The following is a 19,591-nucleotide window of genomic DNA, read 5'->3' on the forward strand; positions in this document are numbered from 1 at the left end:
CGGACCCGCAGCCAACGCATCCGGAACCCCCAACCTCGCCACCACATAACACGCCTGCGCAACCCAACTACCCGACAAAATACCCAGCAGCTTGCGCCGCGCGAAAACGCTACTCATCGATGCGGACCCCACGTCCGTCGTCACCCGTTGCTCTGGTTCTTGATCGCGATCAGGTGCCTGGACACTGGCCGTTCTCCTCGCTCGTCTTTGGTGTCGGTTGGTCGCAGGTGCGGGGAAGCTCAGTCTCGCCACAGGATCGGGCAGTAGTCCGGGTCGGCGTAGTCGGGCCGGCCGTCGGCGGTACACCGCACGAGCGAGTCGTGGTTGTAGAACGCGAGGCTGCCGTCGGACAGCGGGAACTCCCGGTAGCCGTTCGCGCCGTCCTGCAGGTGCAGTGACACCGCGCGGCGTGGCCGGTCGCTCCGGTTCGGACCGCTGCCGTGGTAGGTCCGGCAGTGGTGGAAGCTCATGTGTCCCTTGGGGATGATCATCGGGATCTTCGTGACCTCGACGCCGTTGTACTCCGCGTTGGCCGAGAGCATCTCCTCCAGCTCGGAACGGTCCCGCTGGGCGAAGTGCCGAGTCTGGCTGTCCTCCGCACCGACCTCCGCCCAGCGGTGGCTGCCGTCGACCATCGTGATCGTGCCCATCTCCTCGTCACAGTCGTGGAAGGGGATGAACGCCGTGAGCATCCGCTCCGACGAGGACGACGACCAGTAGTGCTTGTCGAAGTGCCACGGCACGATGTTCGACGGCTCGCCGGCCACCGGCGGCTTGTAGATCAGCGTCGACTGGAACACCCGGATCTCGTCCGCCTCCGCGAGCCGCGCCGCCACCGCACCGATCAGCGGCTTGATCAGCAGCTTGGCCAGCGGGTCGCTCTCGTAGTGCACGTAGTCGTTGTGCCGCTGGACGTTCCCCTTCGACGGCTCCCAGTAGGCCAGCCGCGGCGGGTGGATGGGCAGCCGGCGGGACCGCTCGCCCGCGTAGTACCGCTCGCTCGCCTCGACCAGCCCGTCGACCTCGTCGTCGGTGAACAGCTTCTTCGTGAGGTACCAGCCGTGCTCGGCGTAGGACCGCACGTCCTCGTCGGACGGCAGCAGCGCACGCTCGTGCTCCGACAGCGAGAATCGTTCGGTCGAGTTCGTCTGGCGTGTCATCGGGCAGCCCCCGTCAACTCGCGGTTCTTGGCTTCGTACAGCGCCTTGATGTTGCCGCTGCCGAAGGTGAGCGCCCCGCGCCGCTCGATGATCTCCAGGAACAGCGTGCGGCGCACGTGCATGGACTCGGTGAAGATCTGCAGCAGCTGGCCCCAGTGGTCGCGGTCGACCAGCACGCCCAGCTCGCGCAGCTTCTCGATGGGCGCGTCCAGCTCGCCGACCCGCTCGGTCAGCGTGTCGTAGTAGCTCCCCGGCGTGCCGAGGAACCGGACGCCGTGCTCGGCGAGCGAGGTCACCGCGGCCACGATGTTCCCCGTGCTGAATGCCACGTGCTGGACGCCCGCGCCGGCGTGCCACTGCAGGAAGTCGTCGATCTGGCCGGGCCTGCGGGCCGTGTCCGGCTCGATCAGCGTGAGCGTGACCTGCTTCGAGTCGCTCTGCACCACCTTGGAGTCCATGCCCTGGCCGCCGACCTCGATGTACTCCTCGAAGATCTCGGTGAACCCGAACACGTCCTCGTAGTACTTCGCGGTCGGCGCCAGCGCCTGGGCCGGCACGCAGATCGCGATGTGGTCGATGGTGCGCAGCAGCTCGTCGTCCTCACCCGCGTCCACGTTCTCGTCCACAGTGGACATATGGATCGCGCCGGGCAGGAACTCCGCGCGCGGGCCCTCGCGCTCCACCAGCCGGTGCGTGACGTCGGAGAAGCCCGAGACCTCGGCGACCGTGACCGTCGCGTCGCCGAGGGCGTAGCGGGCCGGTGACGCGACCGCTCCCGCGCCCCGCTCCACGAGCGTCGCGTACGTCTGCTCCGTGTCGTCGACCTCCATGGCGATCACCGCGACCCCGTCGCCGTGCCGCCGCACGTACTCGGTCGCCGGGTGGTCGGGGACGAGCCCCGAGGTCAGCACCATGCGGACGTCGCCCTGCCCGAGCAGCAGCGATCGTTGTCCTTTGAGGCCGGTCTCGGGTCCGCCCTGTCCGTAGATCCGGAAGCCGAACGCCGTGCAGTAGTAGAACGCGGCCTGGCGTGCGTCGCCGACGTATAACTCGATGTGATCGATCCCTGAAACCTTCATCTGTCCTAACCGTTCTGTGCTGATGGGGTCGCTCCGCTCAGTTGCTCCCGCCTGTTCGCGGTGCTCGCTTCACCGAGCACCAAACTGACGTTCTGGCCGCCGAAGCCGAAGGAGTTGGAGAGCGCGTAGTGCGGGCCGGCGGTGCGTGGCGTGGCCCGGACGTGGTCGGCCGGGCAGTCCGGGTCGACCTCGTCGAGGTTGTAGGTCGGGGGCAGCACGCCGCGGGCGACGGCGAGCGCGCTCGCCGCGGCCTCGACGACACCCGAGGTGCCGAGCATGTGCCCCGTCAGCGCCTTGGTGGAGCTGACCGGCGGCCCGTCGCCGCTGAAGACCGTGCCCAGCGCGGAGATCTCCGCGATGTCACCCAGCTTCGTGGACGTGCCGTGCGCGTTGACGTAGCCGATCGCGGACGGCGCCACCCCGGCGCTCGCCAGCGCCCGGCGCATGCACTCCGCGGCCCCCGCGCCGTCCGGACGCGGGGTCGTCGGGTGGTGGGCATCCGTGGTGGCGCCCCAGCCGACCACGTCGGCATAGCCCGCGGCACCGCGCCCGTCGGCGTGCTCCACCCGTTCGAGCACCATCATCGCGGCGCCCTCGGCGAGCACGAACCCGTTGCGGCGCTTGTCGAACGGGCGGCTCGCGGCGGTCGGATCCGGCCACCGGCGGGCCAGCGCCCGCGCGTTGCCGAACGTGTCGGCGAACGTCGGGAACAGCGGTGCCTCGCTGGCGCCGCACACCACCACGTCCGCGTCACCGGACCGGATGAGCCGCAGCGCGTCCGCGATCGCCTGCGCGCCGGACGCGCACGCGGTGCCGATGCTCGCGCTGTAGCCCCGGATCCCGTGCGTGATCGCGATCCGGGCGGCCGGCATGTTCGGCAGGATCCCGGTCAGCAGGTACGGGCTGACCGCCGTACGGCCACGCTCGCCGCGGGCCAGCACCTGCTTCTCCAGCATGGCCATGCCGCCGACCCCGCCGACGATCACGCCGATCCGGCCCGGGTCGACATCGCGGCCGACCTCGATGCCGGCGTCGGCCAGCGCGTCGGCCGCGGTCAGCAGGGCAAGCACCACGGTCCTGTCCACAACGGACGCGGCCGGTCCGGACACGACGGTGCGCGGGTCCACATCGGGCACGAAACCGCCGACGTCCACCGAGTCCGCCGCGGGGTGGTCGGCGGGCGGCGCGGACAGCCCGGACTTGCCGACGCACAAGGCGTGGAACACCTCCTCCACCCCCCGCCCGACGGGCGTCAGCAGGCCCATTCCGGTGATCGTGGCTGTGTCCACTCCGTCGCTCCCGTTCACGGTGCTCATAGTTCGCTTCGCTTCTGCGCTACTCGCCGCCTTCCCTCCTCACGTGCTCGCCGCCGACACGCCTGCGCGCGATCGTCAGTCCAGACGACGAACACTCCGTCGCTCCCGCTCACGGTCATATCCGGACCTTGTGTACGGGCTCGTGACGCAGCAGGAACTTGCGCACCTTGCCCGTCACCGTGAGCGGGACGTCGTCCTGGCTGATCGTGCCCACCCGCCGCAGCGTGGCGCCGACCCGCTCGCCCAGCGCCGCGCGGACCGCCTCGGTGCGATCGGTGTCAGCCTCGGCGTGCGGGTCCAGCTCGAGCAGCACGTCGGTGTGCACGGCCCCGTCCTCGTCGGTGATCACCACCGTGCAGTCGAGGACGTCGGGAAGCGCGGCGAGGATGCGCTCCTCGGACAGCGCGGTGTAGAACCCGTCGCCGCCACCGGCATCGGGCGAGCGGTCGACGTGGTAGTAGTTGCCCGCCTCGTCGCGGTGGACGAGATCGCCCGTGAGGTACCAGCCACCCACCCGCGCCCGGTGGGTGGTCACCGAGTCGTTCCAGTAGCCGGGCGAGAGCGTGGGCGAGCGGAACCCGAGGCGGCCGACTCGCCCGGCGGGCAGCTCGCCGCCGTCGTCGTCGAGCACGGCGACCTCGGCGAACTTGTACGGCCGGCCGATGCGCCGGCCGTAGTGGTCGGAGTCGATCGTGTGCGTCACGTGGAAACCGTTGTGCCCCATCTCCGACGAGCCCAGGCCGTCGATGAAGTGCGAGCCCGGCACCCGCCTGCGGCCCTCGCGCGTCACGACCTCCCGCGAGCCGACGGCCACCAGCCGCCGGATGTGTGTCTCGTGGGCGCAGTCGCCGGTGTTGAACCACATCCGGACCGAGTCGACCGACCGCTGGGCGAGGTCGAAGCGGGCGAGGCCGGCCCAGGTCACCGCGAAGCCGTAGACCGCCTCCGGCCGCCACCGCTCGATGGCGTCCAGCACGGTTTCACCGTCCTGTTCGGACAGACAGAGCATCTGCGCGCGGTTCCCGAGCACCTGGTTGACCATCAGGATCGTCGCCGTGTGCGGGATCGGCAGCACGTTGAGGATCCGGTTGGTGCCCTGCGCCTGCGGCATCGTCAGCAGGTGCCGGGTGGCCTCGAAGATCGTGCGGTGGCTGTGCAGCACGGCCTTGGGCACCCCGGTGGTGCCGGACGTGTGGGTGATCGACACCGGGTCGTCCTGGTGGTGGCGGTAGTGCGGCGGCGCGGCCGCGGGGTCGCCCTGCCCCAGCTCGGCGGGCTCGCCGAGCAGCTCGGCGGTCATGCCGTAGCCCGGGGAGCTCAGGTCGTGCCCGGCGAGCAGCTCGGCGTGCGCGGCGTCCGCGAGCACGCCGCGGGCACGCAGCCGGCGCAGGTACTCGGCCGCGATCTCCGGCGCCATCTTTCCGTTCATCAGCGCGGGAATCGCGCCGATCCTGGTCAGCGCGAGAAAGCTCAGCACGATGTCGGCGGCGGCGGTGGCCCACACCGCGACGGGGTCACGCCTGCGGATGCCGCGCTCGTGCAGCCACGCCGCGCGGGCGTCGACCATCGTGTTCAGCTCGCCGAGCGTGAACGGGTGCTCCGCCGGGCGGCCGTCGACCGGTGTGTCGAAGATCAGCCCCGGCCCATCCGGATCGGCGCCGTGCGCGAGGACCGTGGCCAACACGTTGCCGGCGCCGACGTCCGGGTCGGCGGCGAGGACGGCCCGCAGGCCCCGTGCGTTCATCGTGACTCTCCTTTGCTCGCCAGGAAGGCGAACCCCTCGATGCCGTCCCCGGCCTGTTCGGCTGCCCGCGCGACCGTCTGTTCGACGCAGACCACCAGGACTTCGTCCGCGTCCCCGTCGTCGATCAGCAGTCGCGCCTGCGCCATGCCCTCCGCCCGCGGGTCCCCGGTGGGACACAGGCAGAGCACCGGGCCGCCGAGCCCCCACCGGGTGGCCACGTGCCCCGCGATGCTGTTGGGCACGGACTGGAAGAACAGCAGCGGTCCGACGCGCGCCCCGGTGTCGACCGCGCCCGCCACGTGCGCGGCGCTGCGCGCGTCTCCGCTTTCGCTCACCAGGACCACCGCGGTGCGCCGGCCGACCTCCGCGGGTGCCGGCGCGGTCCCGTGCCGCGTGGTCAGGCAGCGGTCCGCGAGCCGAGCGACCAGCGGGCTGAACATGGACACGACGAACCCGGGAACCGGCGCCGGCTCCTCCCCGCGAGACCAGCCGGCCTCGGCGAGCACGGGTAACTCGGAGGTGTCGGTCACGGTGCTCCCCCAGTTCCCCCGGTTCCTTCCGCCGCCCGCACCAGCAACGCCGTGTTGGCGCCGCCGAACGCGGCGTTGAGGCTCAGCGCGTACGGGCTCTCCGCCTGCCGTGGCGCGCCCACGATGAGGTCCAGCGCGCAGTCCGGGTCGGCGCCGAGGTAGCCCGCGTTGACGGGCAGCTTGCCCGCGTGGACGGCGAGTGCCGTGATGATCAGCTCGAGCAGCCCGGAACCCTCGAGCGCGTGTCCGTGCACGGACTTCGTGGAGCTGACCGGAACCCGCGCCACGGCCGGGCCGAGTGCCAGGTGCAGCGCGGCGGCCTCGGCGGAGTCGCCCTCCGCGCCGCTCGCGTTCGCGTTGACGTAGCCGATCTCGTCCGGCCCGACCCCGGCTCGGCGCAGCGCGGCGGCGATCGCCCGCGCCAGGCCGCCGCCCTCGGGATCGGGGCGCACGGTGTGGTAGGCATCGCCCGCGCGGCCCCAGCCGACGACCTCGGCGACGGCGTCGCGGACCCCGGCCTCGAGCACGACGGCCGACACGGCGTCGCCCAGCAGCAGGCCGCCGCGCCCGGCGCTGAACGGACGGGCGGCGCCGTCGGTGGCGAGTGCCCGGCCCGCGTCGAAGAGCGCGAACTGGTCCGGCTCGACGAGGTACCCGGCGGCGACGACCACCCGCTCGGCCCGACCGAGCCGCATCAGCGCCGCGGCGTCGGCGACCGCCGTGCTCGCCGACACGCAGGCGCAGGTGTAGACCTTGGCGGCGCCGCCGAGCCCGGTGCGCTGGGCCAGCTCCGCGGCGAACCGGGTCGCGGTCGGCGCCTGTCCGTCCTCTTCGGACACGCGGCCGGCGGCCGGGTGCCCGTGGACCGCGAGCAGCAGCGGGGTCGCGGCGCGCTGCGCCGGGGTGAGCCCGGCCGCCTCGCACGCCTCGCGGACGACATCGGCCAGCTCGTCGGCGAGTGAGCCCGCGTCGGACAGGGTCGCCGCGTCCTTCACCCGACGACGGTCCACATCGAACCGCCGGACGGGCGCGAACGCGGCCGCACCGGTGAGCCCGCCGGCCAGCTGTGCCTGCGCTCCCCTGCCGAGCACGCTGACCGCGGCCAGCCCGGTGATCCCCGCTCCTGTCGCAGGGTCACGCATCCTCAACCACCATCACTGCCTCACGCAACACCTCGACGGCCCCCGAGATGGTGCTCATTCGGCCGAACTGTGCGTCGTCGAGCTCGAGCTCCACGCCGTACCGCTGCTCCACCTGATGGACGAGCCAGGCAAGCTGGATCGAGTCGATCCGCTCGCTCACCTCGGCCACCGGCCGGTCGCCGAAGCTGGCGACCATCGCGACGACGTCCTCCCGCGCCAAGGTCGGCCGCTCGGTCATGCACACGCCTCCACGAGAAGAATCAGGCCGGCCCTCATCCCGCCTGGCCCGCGCCGGCCACGTTCGTGACCCGCTCCGCGACGGTCTTCGTGAACTCGCCGACCGTCATCAGCGCCAGCTCCTCGGACTCCTCCTCCGCGAAGCGCACGCCGAACTTGTCCTCGACCCGTACCGCGAGCTCGGCCAGCGCGAGGGACTCCAGATCAACCCCGGCCGGGCCGAGCGTGCTGTCGTCGTCGATGCCCTCGGTGTCGTAGTTCATCTCCCGCAAGGTCTCCATGACGAACGCACGGATCTCCGCAGCCTGCATTACCTACCTTCTCTCTCTGTGTGTGTCACACACGCTCGGTTGGTTCGGCCCGAGCCGGATGATCGTGACGGGTGGCCTCAAAGTCATTTCCAGGCAGGGGAATCACGGCACGGCCTCCCGCAGCACGTTCCGGTCGCGGACGAGCTTGCCGGTCGTGGTCCTGGGCAGCGCCTCGACGACGTGCAGCGTGCGGGGGCGCTTGTAGCCGGCGACGCGCTCGGCCAGCGCGGCCTCCACGCTCGCCCCGGACACGGAGTCGTCGAGCTGGACGTAGGCCGTGATCTCCTTGTCGTACAGCACAACCGCGCCCACCACGCCGGACACCTCGGTCAGCTCGTGCTCGACCTCGGTCAGGTCCACCTTCAGGCCACCGACGGAGACCTGGGAGTCCAGCCGGCCGAGCACGGTCACCAGCCCGGTGGCCTCGTCGACCCGGCCCGCGTCCTTGGTGTGCAGCCAGCCCTCCGCCCACCGGGACGGGTCGGACTGCCCGACATACGGCGACTCCGGCCGGCTGACCAGCAGCTCGCCGTTCTCCTCGCGTACCCGCAGCCCGGGCGCTGGCATCAGCGACGGCCGGTGCTCGCCGAACAGGTCGGTCGCGATGACGCCTACCTCGGTCATCCCCCACATGTTGCCCAGCGGCACGCCGTACTTGTCGGCGAACGCGGTCGCGGTCGCGGCCGGCACGAGCTCGCCGCCGGTGGTCATCCGCTTCAGCTGGGGCAGCTTCGGCGGGTCGGCCACCGACGCGAGAAGTCCAATGTGGAACGGCACGCCCAGTACGGTGGCCGGCGTCGGCGCGGCGGCCACGGCCTCGAGGATGCTGTCGCCGGTCAGCCGCCGCGGCGGGACGAGCTGGACACCGGCATGCAGCCCGTAGAGCAGTCCGCCGACCAGGCCGAGCACGTGCACCATCGAGGGCAGCAGGATGATCCGCTCGCCACCCAGTGGCACGCCGTCGATCCGGGTGTACCGGTCGATCTCCGCGACGAGGTCGGCGGCCGTGCGGCCGATGACCTTGGACGGCCCGGTGGACCCGGAACTGAGCTGCAGCACGGCATGCGGTGTCCGGGCGGGCTCACCCTCGCGGGTGAGAATCGACTCGGTCACGTCCGCGAACACGCTGAGCGGGCCGCTCATCGTCCTGTCCACGGAGACGATCAGCTGGACACCGAGCCGCTCCGCCGCCTGGTCCACCTCGTACTGGGTGAGCCGGTGGTCGAGCAGCACGGCCTGTGCCCCGATCCGCCACACCGCCAGGAGATTGGCGACGTAGGTCAACGAGGGCGGCAGCCGCAGCGCGGCGCAGCCACCTCGCCGCAGGCCGGCCGCCACCAGCGCCTCCTGCCGCTCCGCGACCAGTTGGCGCAACGCCGGCAGGGCAATCGGCCCAGCCGGCAAGTGCAACGGGACGTTTTTGTCGGGACCGGCCAGCAGGACTTCGTCGACCCATTCCGGACCGACCTCCGAAGCCGCCTCCACCTTCATTCCCGCGAGCACGTTCGCCCCCATAAAATCGCAGCCCAAATCAAACCCCGAGGGGTTATGCGTACCGGCTGTTATGCCACACGACCTGACAGCGCCATGGAGCGTACGTCAATTCAGACGCTCTGAGAAGCAGAACAAACAACAAAGCTTTACGTAATTGATCGCTAACGCTACGTCAGACGGGGGCAGCCACCTGCCGCGCGGGTATACGTCCGGTCGGACGAATCGCTTGGCAATAAAGGACTATGGATGCGGACGCCGCCGGCGCCGCCACATGTGGCCACGTGGGCCCGACCCGGCGATGGACACGCGCGCCGCGCGGAATAGAACGGACAATTCGACACCGCAGCCATCGAAGATTGATCGATACACCCTCCAATCGGCGCACGGCATTCGGGTTAATCGGTTGTCCTCCGTTCGGCGACCCGGACGAACGACATCAACGCGGAGATCACGGGTTTGTCCCGCCGATCATCACACGCTGTGACGGCCCGGAGAACTCTTCCGCACATTTATGGAGCGCGCTGTCTATATTCCTTGTCGATATTCAAGGATCGGCGGTGCGGCGTTTGGTGAACAATTTAGTTCGCCGCGGCCGCACTGCCGGGCCGCCGTGGTCCGCCTCCGGCCGACCCGGCCAGGCGGCGCGGCGGCTCCGTGACCGGGCACGGCTCGGGTGCCGGCGAGCCGCCGAGCTCACACTCGGCTCGAAAACGAAAAGATCGTTATGGAGCCGGAGAAATCGGGCCACCGGTACGTTCGGCGCGCCGGAAACCCGCGGACCGCCTGCGTGATGATCTTCCCGACCATTCCGGACCACGGCCACGAAACGCCGGCGCGAACCGACGGTGAACACGGTCAGTGCCACATCCCGTGTCCCGGTCCGTGCCAGTCCGTGCCGCGGTCGGCGCCACGAACGACGGCCGCCGGCCCTGCCCGTGACGGGCGGGACCGGCGGCCGGTGCGGGTACGGGGCCGGGCTCAGAAGATCTCGTAGCCCGGGGTCAGCACGTGGCCCGGGTCGAACTTGCGCTTGGCGTCATCCAGCCGGCCGAAGGCCGACCCGAAGTGCTGCCGCCATTCGTTCTTGTTCAGCGGGAACGCGCTGACCGGGTACAGGGTGCCGCCGGCGTTCTTGACCCGCTGGTACATGGCCTTGTTGGCCTCGACCAGCCGGCTGGCGTTGCTGGTGTCATCGGTGGTCGGGACCCGTACATAGTTGAACGCGTAGCACAGGCTGTCCGAGGGCATCCGCAGCAACGGGCTCTCGATCGCGCCCCGCTTGATGGGCGAGAGCACGACCTGGCCGAACTGCCCGAGGTCCACCGGCGGATTCAGCCGATCCAGCTCGCCGCTGACCACCGACTGCACGTCGGAGTCCCCGACGAAGGTGGTGATCCACGGGTGCGGGAAGAACCACTGGCCGTTCGACCGCAGCAGGTTCTCCAGCGCGGCGAGCCGGTTGACGTAGTCGAAGTAGGCCAGCGTGGAGATCTGCCGGGCGTCCGGGTTGTCCGACAGGCCGGCGAGCAGGGCGCCGTCGTCCGGCGCGGTGCCGGTGAAGTACTTCGCCAGGTCCAGCCGGAAGACGAACCCGCCGGACGGCGACGGGATGACGGCACCCTGCACCGCGTCGAAGCGGTCGTCCTCGCTGGTGCTCAGCAGCCGCGCGTCCGCCACCATCGTGGCCAGGTCCGGGTAGACCAGCAGATACCGGCGCACCGACTCGGGCGCCGCGACCAGCTTGAGCGTCGCCTCGGTGATCACACCGACCTGGCCGAGCCCCGCGCGCACCGCGTCGAACAGGTCGGAGTTCTGGCTCGCCGAGCAGGTGAGCTTCTGGCCCTCCCCGGTGACCACCTTCATCTCGATCACGTTGTCGGCCACGACGCCGTACTCCGACGTCGTGCCGCCCACGCCGCCGACGACGATCGTGCCGCCGACGGACAGCTCGATGTAGTCGAGGAGCACCGGCGGCGTCTTGCCCGCCGCGAGGGTCACGGCCAGGATCTCGCTCCACTTCGCGCCGCCCCCGACCACGATCCGGTCGTTCTGCACGTTCCCGACCGAGCTCAGCGCGGTGATGTCGCCGACCACTCCGTCCTCCGCCTCGGATCTTCCGAACACCGAGTGGCTCTGCCCCTGTGGGGCGAACTTTCGGTGCCGCTGCGCGGCCCACTTGATCGTCGCGGCCACGTCGTCGTCGGACCCGGGCACGAGCACCGCCTCGGGCGTGCGCCGGATGAGGTGCCCGAAGTCCTCCCCCGCCGCGTCCCGGGTAGCCCGGTCGAACTTGAGCTCGCCGTCGAGCGGCGGCGGCGGTACGTCCTTCGTCTGTGCGGCCGACGCACCCTTTGTTGCCGCGACCGTCGCGCCGGCGGCGGCCGCGGTCGCGGCCAGCCCGGCGATCAGTACGGCTCGACGATTGGCGTCCATCGGGATTCTCCTTTGGTACGGATAAGCTCAGGACCGTGAGCTCTGCACTGCTGATCCTGGACATGATCAATTTTCTGATCCACCCCGACGGAACGAAAGCCGAGGACGGCTTCGCGGAGCAGGTCGCGCGACGAGACGTGCTGTCCCGGACGGCGACCGCCATCAGCCGCGCGCGCGGCCGGGGTGTGCCGGTCATCTACGTGGTGATCGGGTTCTCGCCGGGGCACGCTGACTTCCCGGCGAACTCGCCGCTGTTCCGCGACCCCGTCGACAGGCGACCGATGATCGGTGAGTGGAACTCGCAGGTGCACGACGCCCTGCGGCCGGACCCTGATGAGTCCATCGTGGTCAAGCGCCGGGTGAGCCCGTTCTACGGCACCCACCTCGACCTGTTGCTGCGCAAGCAGAACGTCGACACGTTGATGCTCGCCGGCGTCTCCACCGACCTGGTCGTGCTCTCCGCCGCCCGCGACGCACACGACCGAGATTATCGCGTCAAGATCCTCGAGGACGCCACCGCCGCCCGCACTAAGAAAGTACACGACGTGGCGATGACGCTCATCCGCCACACGGCCGCTGTCACCACAGTGGACGAGGCACTGCCCGAGGACGGTCCCGGGGAAGGTTGAGCACCGGGCTCTGCCGGCCGGACCGGTCATGAGGACGACAGCGCCTCGGTCATCCGCTCCAGCGCGTCACTGAGCACAGTGGCCGGTACCGCGAAGGACAGTCGCATGTGTCCCTCGCCGCCGGGGCCGAACGCGGGGCCGGGCACGATCGCGACTCCCGCCTCCCGCAGCAGCCACTCGGCGAACTCCGCCGATTCGCCGTGGCCCGCGCCCCGGATGTCCGGAAAGGCGTAGAACGTGCCGTCCGGCGCGGGACAGGTGATCCCGCCGAGACCGTCCAGTGCGGACACCACGAGGTCGCGGCGCCGGGCGTACTCGGCCACCATCAGCGCCACGTCGTGGTCCGCGCCGGTGAGCGCGGCCACGGCGGCGTGCTGCACGAAGGAGGTCGCGCAGCTGACGGTGTGTTCCTGGACCTTCACCGCCCCCGCCATCAGGTCCGGCGGGCCGGCCAGGTATCCGAGCCGCCAGCCGGTCATCGCATGACTCTTGGACAACCCGTTGACGGTCAGCGTCCGGTCGGCGCACTCGGGCCGGGCCGCTACGCTCAGGTGCGGTCCCCCGCCGAACCGGATGGTCTCGTAGATCTCGTCGGTGATCACGAGCAGGTCGTGCTCGGTCACGAACTCCGCGAGGACGTCGAGCTCCCCGCTGTCGAGCACTCTGCCGGTCGGGTTGTTCGGGGTGTTGACGAGCACGGCCTTCGTGCGCTCGGTCAGGCCGCCGGCGAGCACGTCCCCGGTGAGCCGGTAGCCGTCCGCGTCGGTCAGCTCGGCCGGCACCGCCCGGGCGCCGACGAGCTGGGCCATCGCGCGGTAGCTGACCCAACCCGGCGACGGCACGATGATCTCGTCGCCCGGGTCGAGGATCGCCATCATGGCAACGAACAGCGCGTGCTTTCCCGACGGCGTGACGACGACCCCGTCGTCCGCGTCGACGTGGATCGCGTTGTCGGCCGCCAGCTTCTTCGCGATCTCCGCGCGCAGCTCGGGAATCCCGCGGCTGACGGTGTACCGGGTGTGCCCGTCGCGCAGCGCGGTGATCGCGGCGTCGGTGACCACGGTGGGGGTGGGCTGGTCCGGCTCGCCCTTCGCAAGATCCACAATGGACCGTCCGGCCGCACGCAGTTCCTGGACCACGTCGTGCAGCACCATCGTGGCCGACCGCTCGAGTCCGCCGAATCTCGCCGCGACCCGGGGCCGCGTCGGGGTGTCCACTCAGCCGCCTTCCTTGAGCAGGTGCGCCGCGATCGCGTCACCGTCGTGCACGAAGTCCCCCCACAGCCCCGGCCGGTTGCTGCCCACCTGCATGAACCAGCGGGTGTGCTCGGTCGGGATGCCGACCACGTAGAGCCCCTCGTCCGGCTCGCCGTCGCGGCCGATCGGGTGGTACGGGCTCGTGGTCACGGCGACGCCGCCGGTGGCGAACGCCTCGGGGCCGTCGCCGTTGACGTACCCGGTCCACGTGCCGCGCTCCCGCAGGCGCCGGGTCAGCCGGCTGCGGTCGCGGGCGAGGTTCGGGTCCGGCACCCGCGCGTCGATGATCACGTCGACGTGCTCGTGCGCGCCGGACACCCGCGGCGAGGAGACGCTGAACCGGCCGGCATCCGAGTCCGTCGCGAACACCGCCAGCGGCCCGATGATCCGCAGCACGCCGGCCTCCAGCAAAGCCAGCACCTGCCGCAGCCGCATGGCGGGCGGGCCCGCCGCGAGGAACGCCGACCGCGCCGCGTACCAGCCGACGAAGTCCCGCCGGTGCGACACCGGGTTGAACCCGGAGAAGTCGGCCATCTTCATGATCGGCCCGCGGCAGTCGCGCAGCACGTCGAGCCCGGCCTTGAGCGGTGAGCCGACGTTGCCGTGCGCCGCCTCGGTGAGGTCGGCCGTGATCGCCGCCCGCAGCGCGTCGTCGAACTCCGAGCGGCCGGCGAAGGTTCGGCCGGCGAACGGGTGCGCCAGCTCGTCGAGGTCCAGCGCCGGCACGCCGGCGAGGCCGTGGTCCGCCGCGACGGCCGGGACGTCCGGCACGACGGCGCTCTCCGCGGCACGCGTCACCGCGTCCACGAACCCCCGCTCCGCGGTCTCGTCGGCGTCGCGGCGCAGCATCGTCGCGTAGTAGACGAGGTTGACCTCGGCGATGAGCCACGGGTACACGTCGCCCAGGAAGTCCAGCGGCCCGGTCGGCGTCTGGCTGCGGATGTTCCCCGGCATGAACAGGCGCGGGCGGTACGAGAACCGCGGCGGCTTCTGGTTGCGCCCGCGCGCCGGGACCGGCATCCCACTGCGCGACCCCGCGATCAGGACCGGCTCGTCCCCGCTCGGGACGTAGCGCAGCCCGCCCGTGTCGGTCGGGTGGAACGTACCGCCGCGGCCCAGCGTCAGCGCCGCCATCACGTCGTAGAACGACAGCCCGAGGCCGATGACGCCGACCGGGGTCCCCGCGTCGATGGCGTCCATCGGCATGTCCGCCGGCGACTCGCCGTCGATGAACCGCGGCCCGGGGCGGGCACCGGCGAACTCGGCCAGCTCCAGCTCGCGCCCCACGGGCTCCACTGTGGAGTGTCCGGTGGTGAGCACGACCTGGTCGGCCAGCAGCTCGTCGCCGGTGGACAGCGACAGCCGGTACCCGTCACCGGCGCGGACCACGTCCTCGACGTAGGCGTGGGTGCGGACGAGCAGCGCGTGCTCGGGCAGGTTGGCCTCGACCGCGTCGAGCAGGAACCGGGTGTAGCGGCCGTACTCCGCGCGCGGTGCGTAGCCGTCTGGGGAGGCGTTGTCCGGGTCACGCTCGCGCCACCACTCGTACAGCGAGGGACCGGAGCCGGCGCGGGTCGGGCCCTCGTCCGGCACGCCCGAGAACGCCGACACCATGCCGGCCACCGTGTTCATCAGGAACCAGTCCGGCTGATCGGTGCGGTAGATGCGGCCGGCGCCGACCTCGACCGCGTCGATCAGGTTGATCTCGATGGGCCGGCCGGTGTCCTCCTCCGCGAGCCGGGCGGCGAGCCGTTCGACCACGATCAGACCGCGCGGCCCGCTGCCCACGACCGCGATTCTCTTCATGATCAGTCGCCCACTCGGCCGGGTACACCGTCCATCCAGCGGTCCGCGAACCGGTCCGCCGCCGCGCGGTCGCGGAACGCATACGTCTTCATCAGCCAGCGCGTGCGGGCCCGCGCCGGGTCGTTGATCTCGATGTGCTCACGGCTGTGCAGGCCGTCCTGGTTGGCGAAGGTGAACAGGTCTCCCTCGAGGATGCGATGGCGGGCCTTCGGCGCCCGCACCAAGGCGTTCTTCAGCGCGATGAGCGCGTCCTTCGCCTCCGGCGGCGCGTCCGGCGCCACGGTGGTCTGCGTGTCGACGTACCGGACGCTGCTGTCGTCGTAGAAGATCGGGTGGTTGTCCGACACGGACAGGCTCTTGTTGTTGTCCTTGGACATCACGTCGAACGGCGTGTAGAAGTACCACTCCCGCAACGTCTTCTGCTCCAGCTCGCTGAGCATCTCGAGCAGCGTCAGCCCGGACACGAAGCTCGTGTACGTGAGGTCGCCCTCGGGGCAGCGCATGCCGAGCAGGGTGATGTAGTCCGCACGCACCGGGTGCGCGGTGCGGTCGTTGTGGAACGCGAGCTCGCCGTCGCTGTACCCGGTCGCCTTGCCGACGTAGCGGTTGATCGCGATCACGTCGATGAAGAAGTCGCCGTTGAACCGCGTCCCGTAGGACATCAGCGGCGTCCGGACAAGGTGGCCGAACAGCTGCAGGAACGCCTCGGACACGTACGTGTGCTTCTTCGCGTACTTGTCGGTGAGCGGATCCTCCTGATCCAGCAACGGAATGTCCTCGTCGAGTGGGCAGTTGCGCAGCGCGTGCGCGAAGGCGGTGCCGGACGTGCGGTCCTTGCGGGTCCGTTCGGCCGCGTCGACCAGCGCCGCGGGCACGTCGCCCCGATCGACCAGGCCGGCGACCTCCTGCGAGAATCCGATCGGGTCGCGGTATGGGTGGGTGCCAACGGTGCCCAGCACCGTCCTCAGTTCGTCGCGCTCGACATCGGTGAAAACATGGGAAGGGAGCATCCCAGCCTCTCCTCGAACATCGTCGCGGCTGTGGTCACCACACCGCTGCCGCCTTAGGCAAGTCCTCCCGCGCGGGACGCGAGCCCGCGCGCCGCGCGAAGCTCCGGGGTGAGCCGTTCGCCCACCTGTTCCACGAGGACGGTCATCTCGTACGCCAGCAGGCCCATCTCGCAGTCGGGCGAGGCCAGCACGGCGAGGCTCGCGCCCGGGCCCATCGTCATCATGAACAGGTAGCCCTGCTCCATCTCGACGCACGTCTGAACGATGTTGCCCGCGTCGAACGTCCGCGCCGCGGCTTCGCTGAGGCTCGCCAGACCCGAGGAGACGGCGGCGAGCTGGTCGGCGTTGGCCGGTGGCAACGTGGACGAGCGGGCGAGCAGGATCCCGTCCGCGGACACGACGATCGTGTGCGCCACGTCGGGAACGCGCACCACGAAGTCGTCGAGGAACCAGGTGAGGTCCCCATGCGGGGCGTAGGTCATGCGTCCTCCCCTGGCCGGCCGTTCCCTGCCTGGCGGGGTGGTTCGTTGCGGGCCCTCGAGAGGCCCTGCTGGAAGCCGGAGAGCCGGGCGCGGGCGCGCTCCGCCGTGTGCTGCGACGGCGACTCCGCGGCGGCGGGCACCGGGGCACCGCCGCCGCCGTTGTCCGGCCGCCGCACGCCCGCCGATCCGGGCACCAGATGCGAGCCCGGCCTACGGCGCGGCAGCGCGTTCGGGTCGGTGACCTTGGCCTGCTGCTGGGTCTCGCCGAGCTTGCGCCGCACGGCGCTCCACCCGTCGTCGCCGGCGGTGGACCAGTTCAGGGAGGACGGCGCCGGCACGCCCTGGCCGTCGGTTCCACCGTTGCCGCTCCCGTGGCCGTTGCCGGCGGTTTCCGGCGCGGTGCGCTGGAACCACGCGGATCGCGCGTAGCGACCCTCGGCGGCGTGCGCGGGCTGGGACCGCTCGGGCTCTGCCGGCGGCTGCGGTCCGGTCTGGGGTCCTGTCTGGGGACCCGTCGGAGGTCCGGTCAGCGGGCCGGTGCGGCTCCCCGTCTGCGGGCCGGTGTGCGGGCCGGTCCGCGGTCCCGTCTGCGGGCCGGTCCGAGTCACCGACTGCGGACCGGACTGCGGGCCGGTCCGGGTCACCGACTGCGGGCCGGTGGTCCGGGTGAGCGCCTGCGGTCCGGTGTGGACCACGGTCTGGCCGCTGGCATACGCGGCGGTCGGGCTCGTGACCGCCGGCACCGGGGTGGTGGGTCCGGGAGCCGGGCCGTCGCCGGTCAGCGACCTCGGCAGGATGACCACCGCGGACGTGCCGGAGTTGAACTCGCCGTGCAGGCGGACCCGGATGCCGTGCCGCTTGGCCAGCCGCGCCACCACGTACAGGCCCATCCGGCGGGACACCGCGAGATCGAACGGCGGCGGGTCCACCAGGCGCCTGTTGATGTCCGTGAGCTCCTCGTCGGACAGCCCGAGGCCATGGTCGGAGATCTGCACCGCGAGCTCGCCGGAACGGATGTGCGCCGAGCTGACGGAGACCTCGGTGTCCGCGGCGGAGAACTTCGTGGCGTTGTCGAGCAGCTCGGCCATCAGGTGCACGACGTCGTTGACCACGCGGCCCTGGACGACCGTCTCCGGGCTCGACTTCACCACGACGCGGGTGTAGTTCTCGATCTCCGACTGCGCGGCCCCGATGACCTCGCTGATCGGCACCGGCTGCGACGACCGGCGCGCCACGCCGACCCCGGAGAGGATCAGCAGGTTCTCGCTGTTGCGCCGCATCCGCGCCGCCAGGTGGTCCAGCACGAAGAAGTGCGCGAGCTGGTCCGGGTCCTGCTCGGTCTGCTCCAGTTTGTCCAGTTCGGACAGCTGCCGCTCGACGAGCGCCTGGGTACGCCGCGACAGGTTGACGAACATGTCGTTGACGTTGTCGCGCAGCACCGCCTGCTCGGTCGCCAGACGGACGGCCCGCTCGTGGACCACGTCGAAGGAGCGGGCCACCTGGCCGATCTCCTCGCTGGTGTCCACCGGCATCGGGGCGACGGCGTTCTTGGCCGCCTCCACCGGGTTCGCGTCGGCGAGGATGCGGTCGATCGTCCTCGGCAGGGTGACGTTGGCGACCTTGAGCGCCCCGCGACGCAGCCTGCGCAACGGGTTGACCAGCGACTGTGCCATCGCGAGCATCAGCAGCAACGCGGCGATCATCGCGGCCACCACGATGATGGCGACCTGCCACGCGGTCGTGGTGGCCTCGTTCGCGAGCGTCGACGCCTGGGTGCGCAGCGAGGCGATCAGGTTCGTCTCGACACCCCGGAGCTTGTTGTTGGCGGCCTCGCTGGTGTCGCGCAGCGTGGCCAGGTCGATGTCGAGCGGTGCGGTCGGGTCGGAGCTGTTCAGCGCCGTCTGAGCGAAGCCCTTCCGGCGGTCGACCTCCGCGCCGCTGTAACCGTCGTTGTACTGCTGCTGTTCGTCCGGAGTCGCCACCGCGAAGAAGTCGGCGACCGACGCGTCGAAGCCGGCCGACGAGGCCGCCGCCTGGTTCTGCACGGAGCCGGACCGGAAGCTGTTGCGTACGGCGGACACCATGAGCAGCGCGTCCAGCTGGGACGCCCGCTCCTTCGCCTGACCGATGGTCTGCACGGCCGTGCTCAGCCGCGAGGGTGCCTGGCCGGTGGCGTCGCCGGCGGTGGTGATCTCGCGTCCCAGCTGGACCAGCGGGTCGACCACCGAGTTGTACGCCGACAGGACGGCCAGGTCGGGGTAGGTCGAGGAGCTGGCGAGGTTGCGCAGCGGGGTCAGCTGCCTGAGCTGGTTGAACGCGTAGTTGTAGCGGGCCTTGCTGTCGGCGTCGGCCAGCTCGAGGCTGCCGATCTTGTCGCGGAGCTCGTTGATGGAGGCGTCGGTCTGGCGGTACTGGTTCTGAACCTGCTCATTGTTCGAGATGGACCCGTCGGCGACCGCCGAGGCCACCGCGCTGCGTTCACTCTGCAGCTGGTGGACGACCTCGGTGATCAGCATGGAGGCGTCGACCTGGCTGACGATCCTGTTGTAACTGCCGGCGTCGGAGGCCTCGGCCTGGATACGCAGGCCGGCGAAGGCGAGGGCGGTGAGGGCGGGTACCAGCACCACCGCGGTCATCTTCGTGCGCAGCCGCCAGTTGCGCGGCCGCCACTTGGCATCGGTCTTGCTGAGCAGTCGCGAAGTCCGGCGCCTGCCCTTCGGGTTGTGGGCTTCCCCAGCGTCGCGACCAGACATTAGACACTGCCCCCGTGGAGCGAACAGTGTCCTATCCGCGGCAAGGCCCGCATGAGATAACCACCCCGACTCCGTCGCTACCGATTGGTAGGCCAGGAAGCTAGTCGAGAGTGGCGAAAATGTCAGCGGTGCGCGGGATCAATGAGGCTGCTCGGACCTGAGAATTCAGATGATCTTCACCTCTTCGGCCCAGATTTGAGCCAAACGGC

16 protein-coding genes are annotated in these 19,591 nt (G+C 70.7%); 1 reads left to right on the forward strand and 15 read right to left on the reverse strand.

The window, feature by feature from the left end:
- Positions 1–239: 239 nt before the first annotated feature.
- From ACRDTB_RS15760 to ACRDTB_RS15805, 10 genes are all read right to left on the reverse strand, one after another.
- A complete protein-coding gene (locus ACRDTB_RS15760; protein WP_431431036.1) occupies positions 240–1,160 on the reverse strand; it encodes a phytanoyl-CoA dioxygenase family protein in 921 nt (306 codons plus the stop codon).
- On the reverse strand, positions 1,157–2,239 hold the full coding sequence (hppD, locus tag ACRDTB_RS15765; protein ID WP_431431037.1) for a 4-hydroxyphenylpyruvate dioxygenase: 1,083 nt from the start codon (positions 2,237–2,239) through the stop codon (positions 1,157–1,159). The genes ACRDTB_RS15760 and hppD overlap by 4 nt, the downstream gene beginning before the upstream one ends.
- Positions 2,240–2,244: 5 nt before the next feature.
- A complete protein-coding gene (locus ACRDTB_RS15770) occupies positions 2,245–3,555 on the reverse strand; it encodes a beta-ketoacyl-[acyl-carrier-protein] synthase family protein (protein ID WP_431431038.1) in 1,311 nt (436 codons plus the stop codon).
- A 115-nt stretch (positions 3,556–3,670) separates the two neighbouring features.
- Complete coding sequence (locus ACRDTB_RS15775; RefSeq protein WP_431431040.1) at positions 3,671–5,299, reverse strand: AMP-binding protein; 1,629 nt, start codon at positions 5,297–5,299, stop codon at positions 3,671–3,673.
- Positions 5,296–5,829 (reverse strand): beta-ketoacyl synthase chain length factor, encoded by a 534-nt coding sequence (locus ACRDTB_RS15780; RefSeq protein ID WP_431431041.1) that lies wholly within the window; start codon positions 5,827–5,829, stop codon positions 5,296–5,298. The genes ACRDTB_RS15775 and ACRDTB_RS15780 overlap by 4 nt, the downstream gene beginning before the upstream one ends.
- A complete protein-coding gene (locus tag ACRDTB_RS15785) occupies positions 5,826–6,971 on the reverse strand; it encodes a beta-ketoacyl synthase N-terminal-like domain-containing protein (protein WP_431431042.1) in 1,146 nt (381 codons plus the stop codon). Before ACRDTB_RS15785 ends, ACRDTB_RS15780 begins: the two co-directional genes overlap by 4 nt.
- Positions 6,964–7,209: a hypothetical protein gene (locus tag ACRDTB_RS15790; RefSeq protein WP_431431043.1), complete on the reverse strand. Its 246-nt coding sequence runs from the start codon at positions 7,207–7,209 to the stop codon at positions 6,964–6,966. The genes ACRDTB_RS15785 and ACRDTB_RS15790 overlap by 8 nt, the downstream gene beginning before the upstream one ends.
- Before the next feature lie 34 nt (positions 7,210–7,243).
- Complete coding sequence (locus ACRDTB_RS15795) at positions 7,244–7,519, reverse strand: acyl carrier protein (protein ID WP_431431044.1); 276 nt, start codon at positions 7,517–7,519, stop codon at positions 7,244–7,246.
- 102 nt (positions 7,520–7,621) lie between these two features.
- Positions 7,622–9,034 (reverse strand): class I adenylate-forming enzyme family protein, encoded by a 1,413-nt coding sequence (locus ACRDTB_RS15800; RefSeq protein WP_431431045.1) that lies wholly within the window; start codon positions 9,032–9,034, stop codon positions 7,622–7,624.
- Between the two features lie 957 nt (positions 9,035–9,991).
- Complete coding sequence (locus ACRDTB_RS15805; protein WP_431431046.1) at positions 9,992–11,446, reverse strand: FAD-binding protein; 1,455 nt, start codon at positions 11,444–11,446, stop codon at positions 9,992–9,994.
- 35 nt (positions 11,447–11,481) lie between these two features.
- On the opposite strand from ACRDTB_RS15805, the gene ACRDTB_RS15810 reads away from it, so the two are divergent.
- Entirely contained in the window at positions 11,482–12,075 is a 594-nt protein-coding gene (locus ACRDTB_RS15810; protein WP_431431047.1) for a cysteine hydrolase family protein, read from the forward strand.
- A 26-nt stretch (positions 12,076–12,101) separates the two neighbouring features.
- Here ACRDTB_RS15810 and ACRDTB_RS15815 read toward each other — a convergent pair whose 3' ends face one another.
- From ACRDTB_RS15815 to ACRDTB_RS15835, 5 genes are read right to left on the reverse strand one after another with little or no spacing between them, the layout of a single operon-like run.
- Positions 12,102–13,292 carry a pyridoxal phosphate-dependent aminotransferase gene (locus ACRDTB_RS15815; RefSeq protein WP_431431048.1) on the reverse strand — a complete coding sequence of 397 codons (1,191 nt, stop codon included), beginning with the start codon at positions 13,290–13,292 and terminating at the stop codon, positions 12,102–12,104.
- Positions 13,293–15,137 (reverse strand): FAD/NAD(P)-binding protein, encoded by a 1,845-nt coding sequence (locus tag ACRDTB_RS15820; protein ID WP_431431049.1) that lies wholly within the window; start codon positions 15,135–15,137, stop codon positions 13,293–13,295.
- Positions 15,138–15,139: 2 nt separating this feature from the next.
- The gene (locus ACRDTB_RS15825; RefSeq protein WP_431431051.1) at positions 15,140–16,147 is read right to left on the reverse strand and encodes a TauD/TfdA family dioxygenase; all 1,008 of its coding nucleotides are present in this window, start codon (positions 16,145–16,147) and stop codon (positions 15,140–15,142) included.
- A 53-nt stretch (positions 16,148–16,200) separates the two neighbouring features.
- Entirely contained in the window at positions 16,201–16,629 is a 429-nt protein-coding gene (locus ACRDTB_RS15830; RefSeq protein WP_431431052.1) for a roadblock/LC7 domain-containing protein, read from the reverse strand.
- Positions 16,626–19,382, reverse strand: a complete 2,757-nt coding sequence (locus tag ACRDTB_RS15835; RefSeq protein ID WP_431431053.1) for a nitrate- and nitrite sensing domain-containing protein — start codon at positions 19,380–19,382, stop codon at positions 16,626–16,628. The genes ACRDTB_RS15830 and ACRDTB_RS15835 overlap by 4 nt, the downstream gene beginning before the upstream one ends.
- Positions 19,383–19,591: the final 209 nt, after the last annotated feature.

The organism is Actinophytocola sp. (genome assembly GCF_050699935.1).
In the GTDB taxonomy this organism is placed as follows: Bacteria; Actinomycetota; Actinomycetes; order Mycobacteriales; family Pseudonocardiaceae; genus Actinophytocola.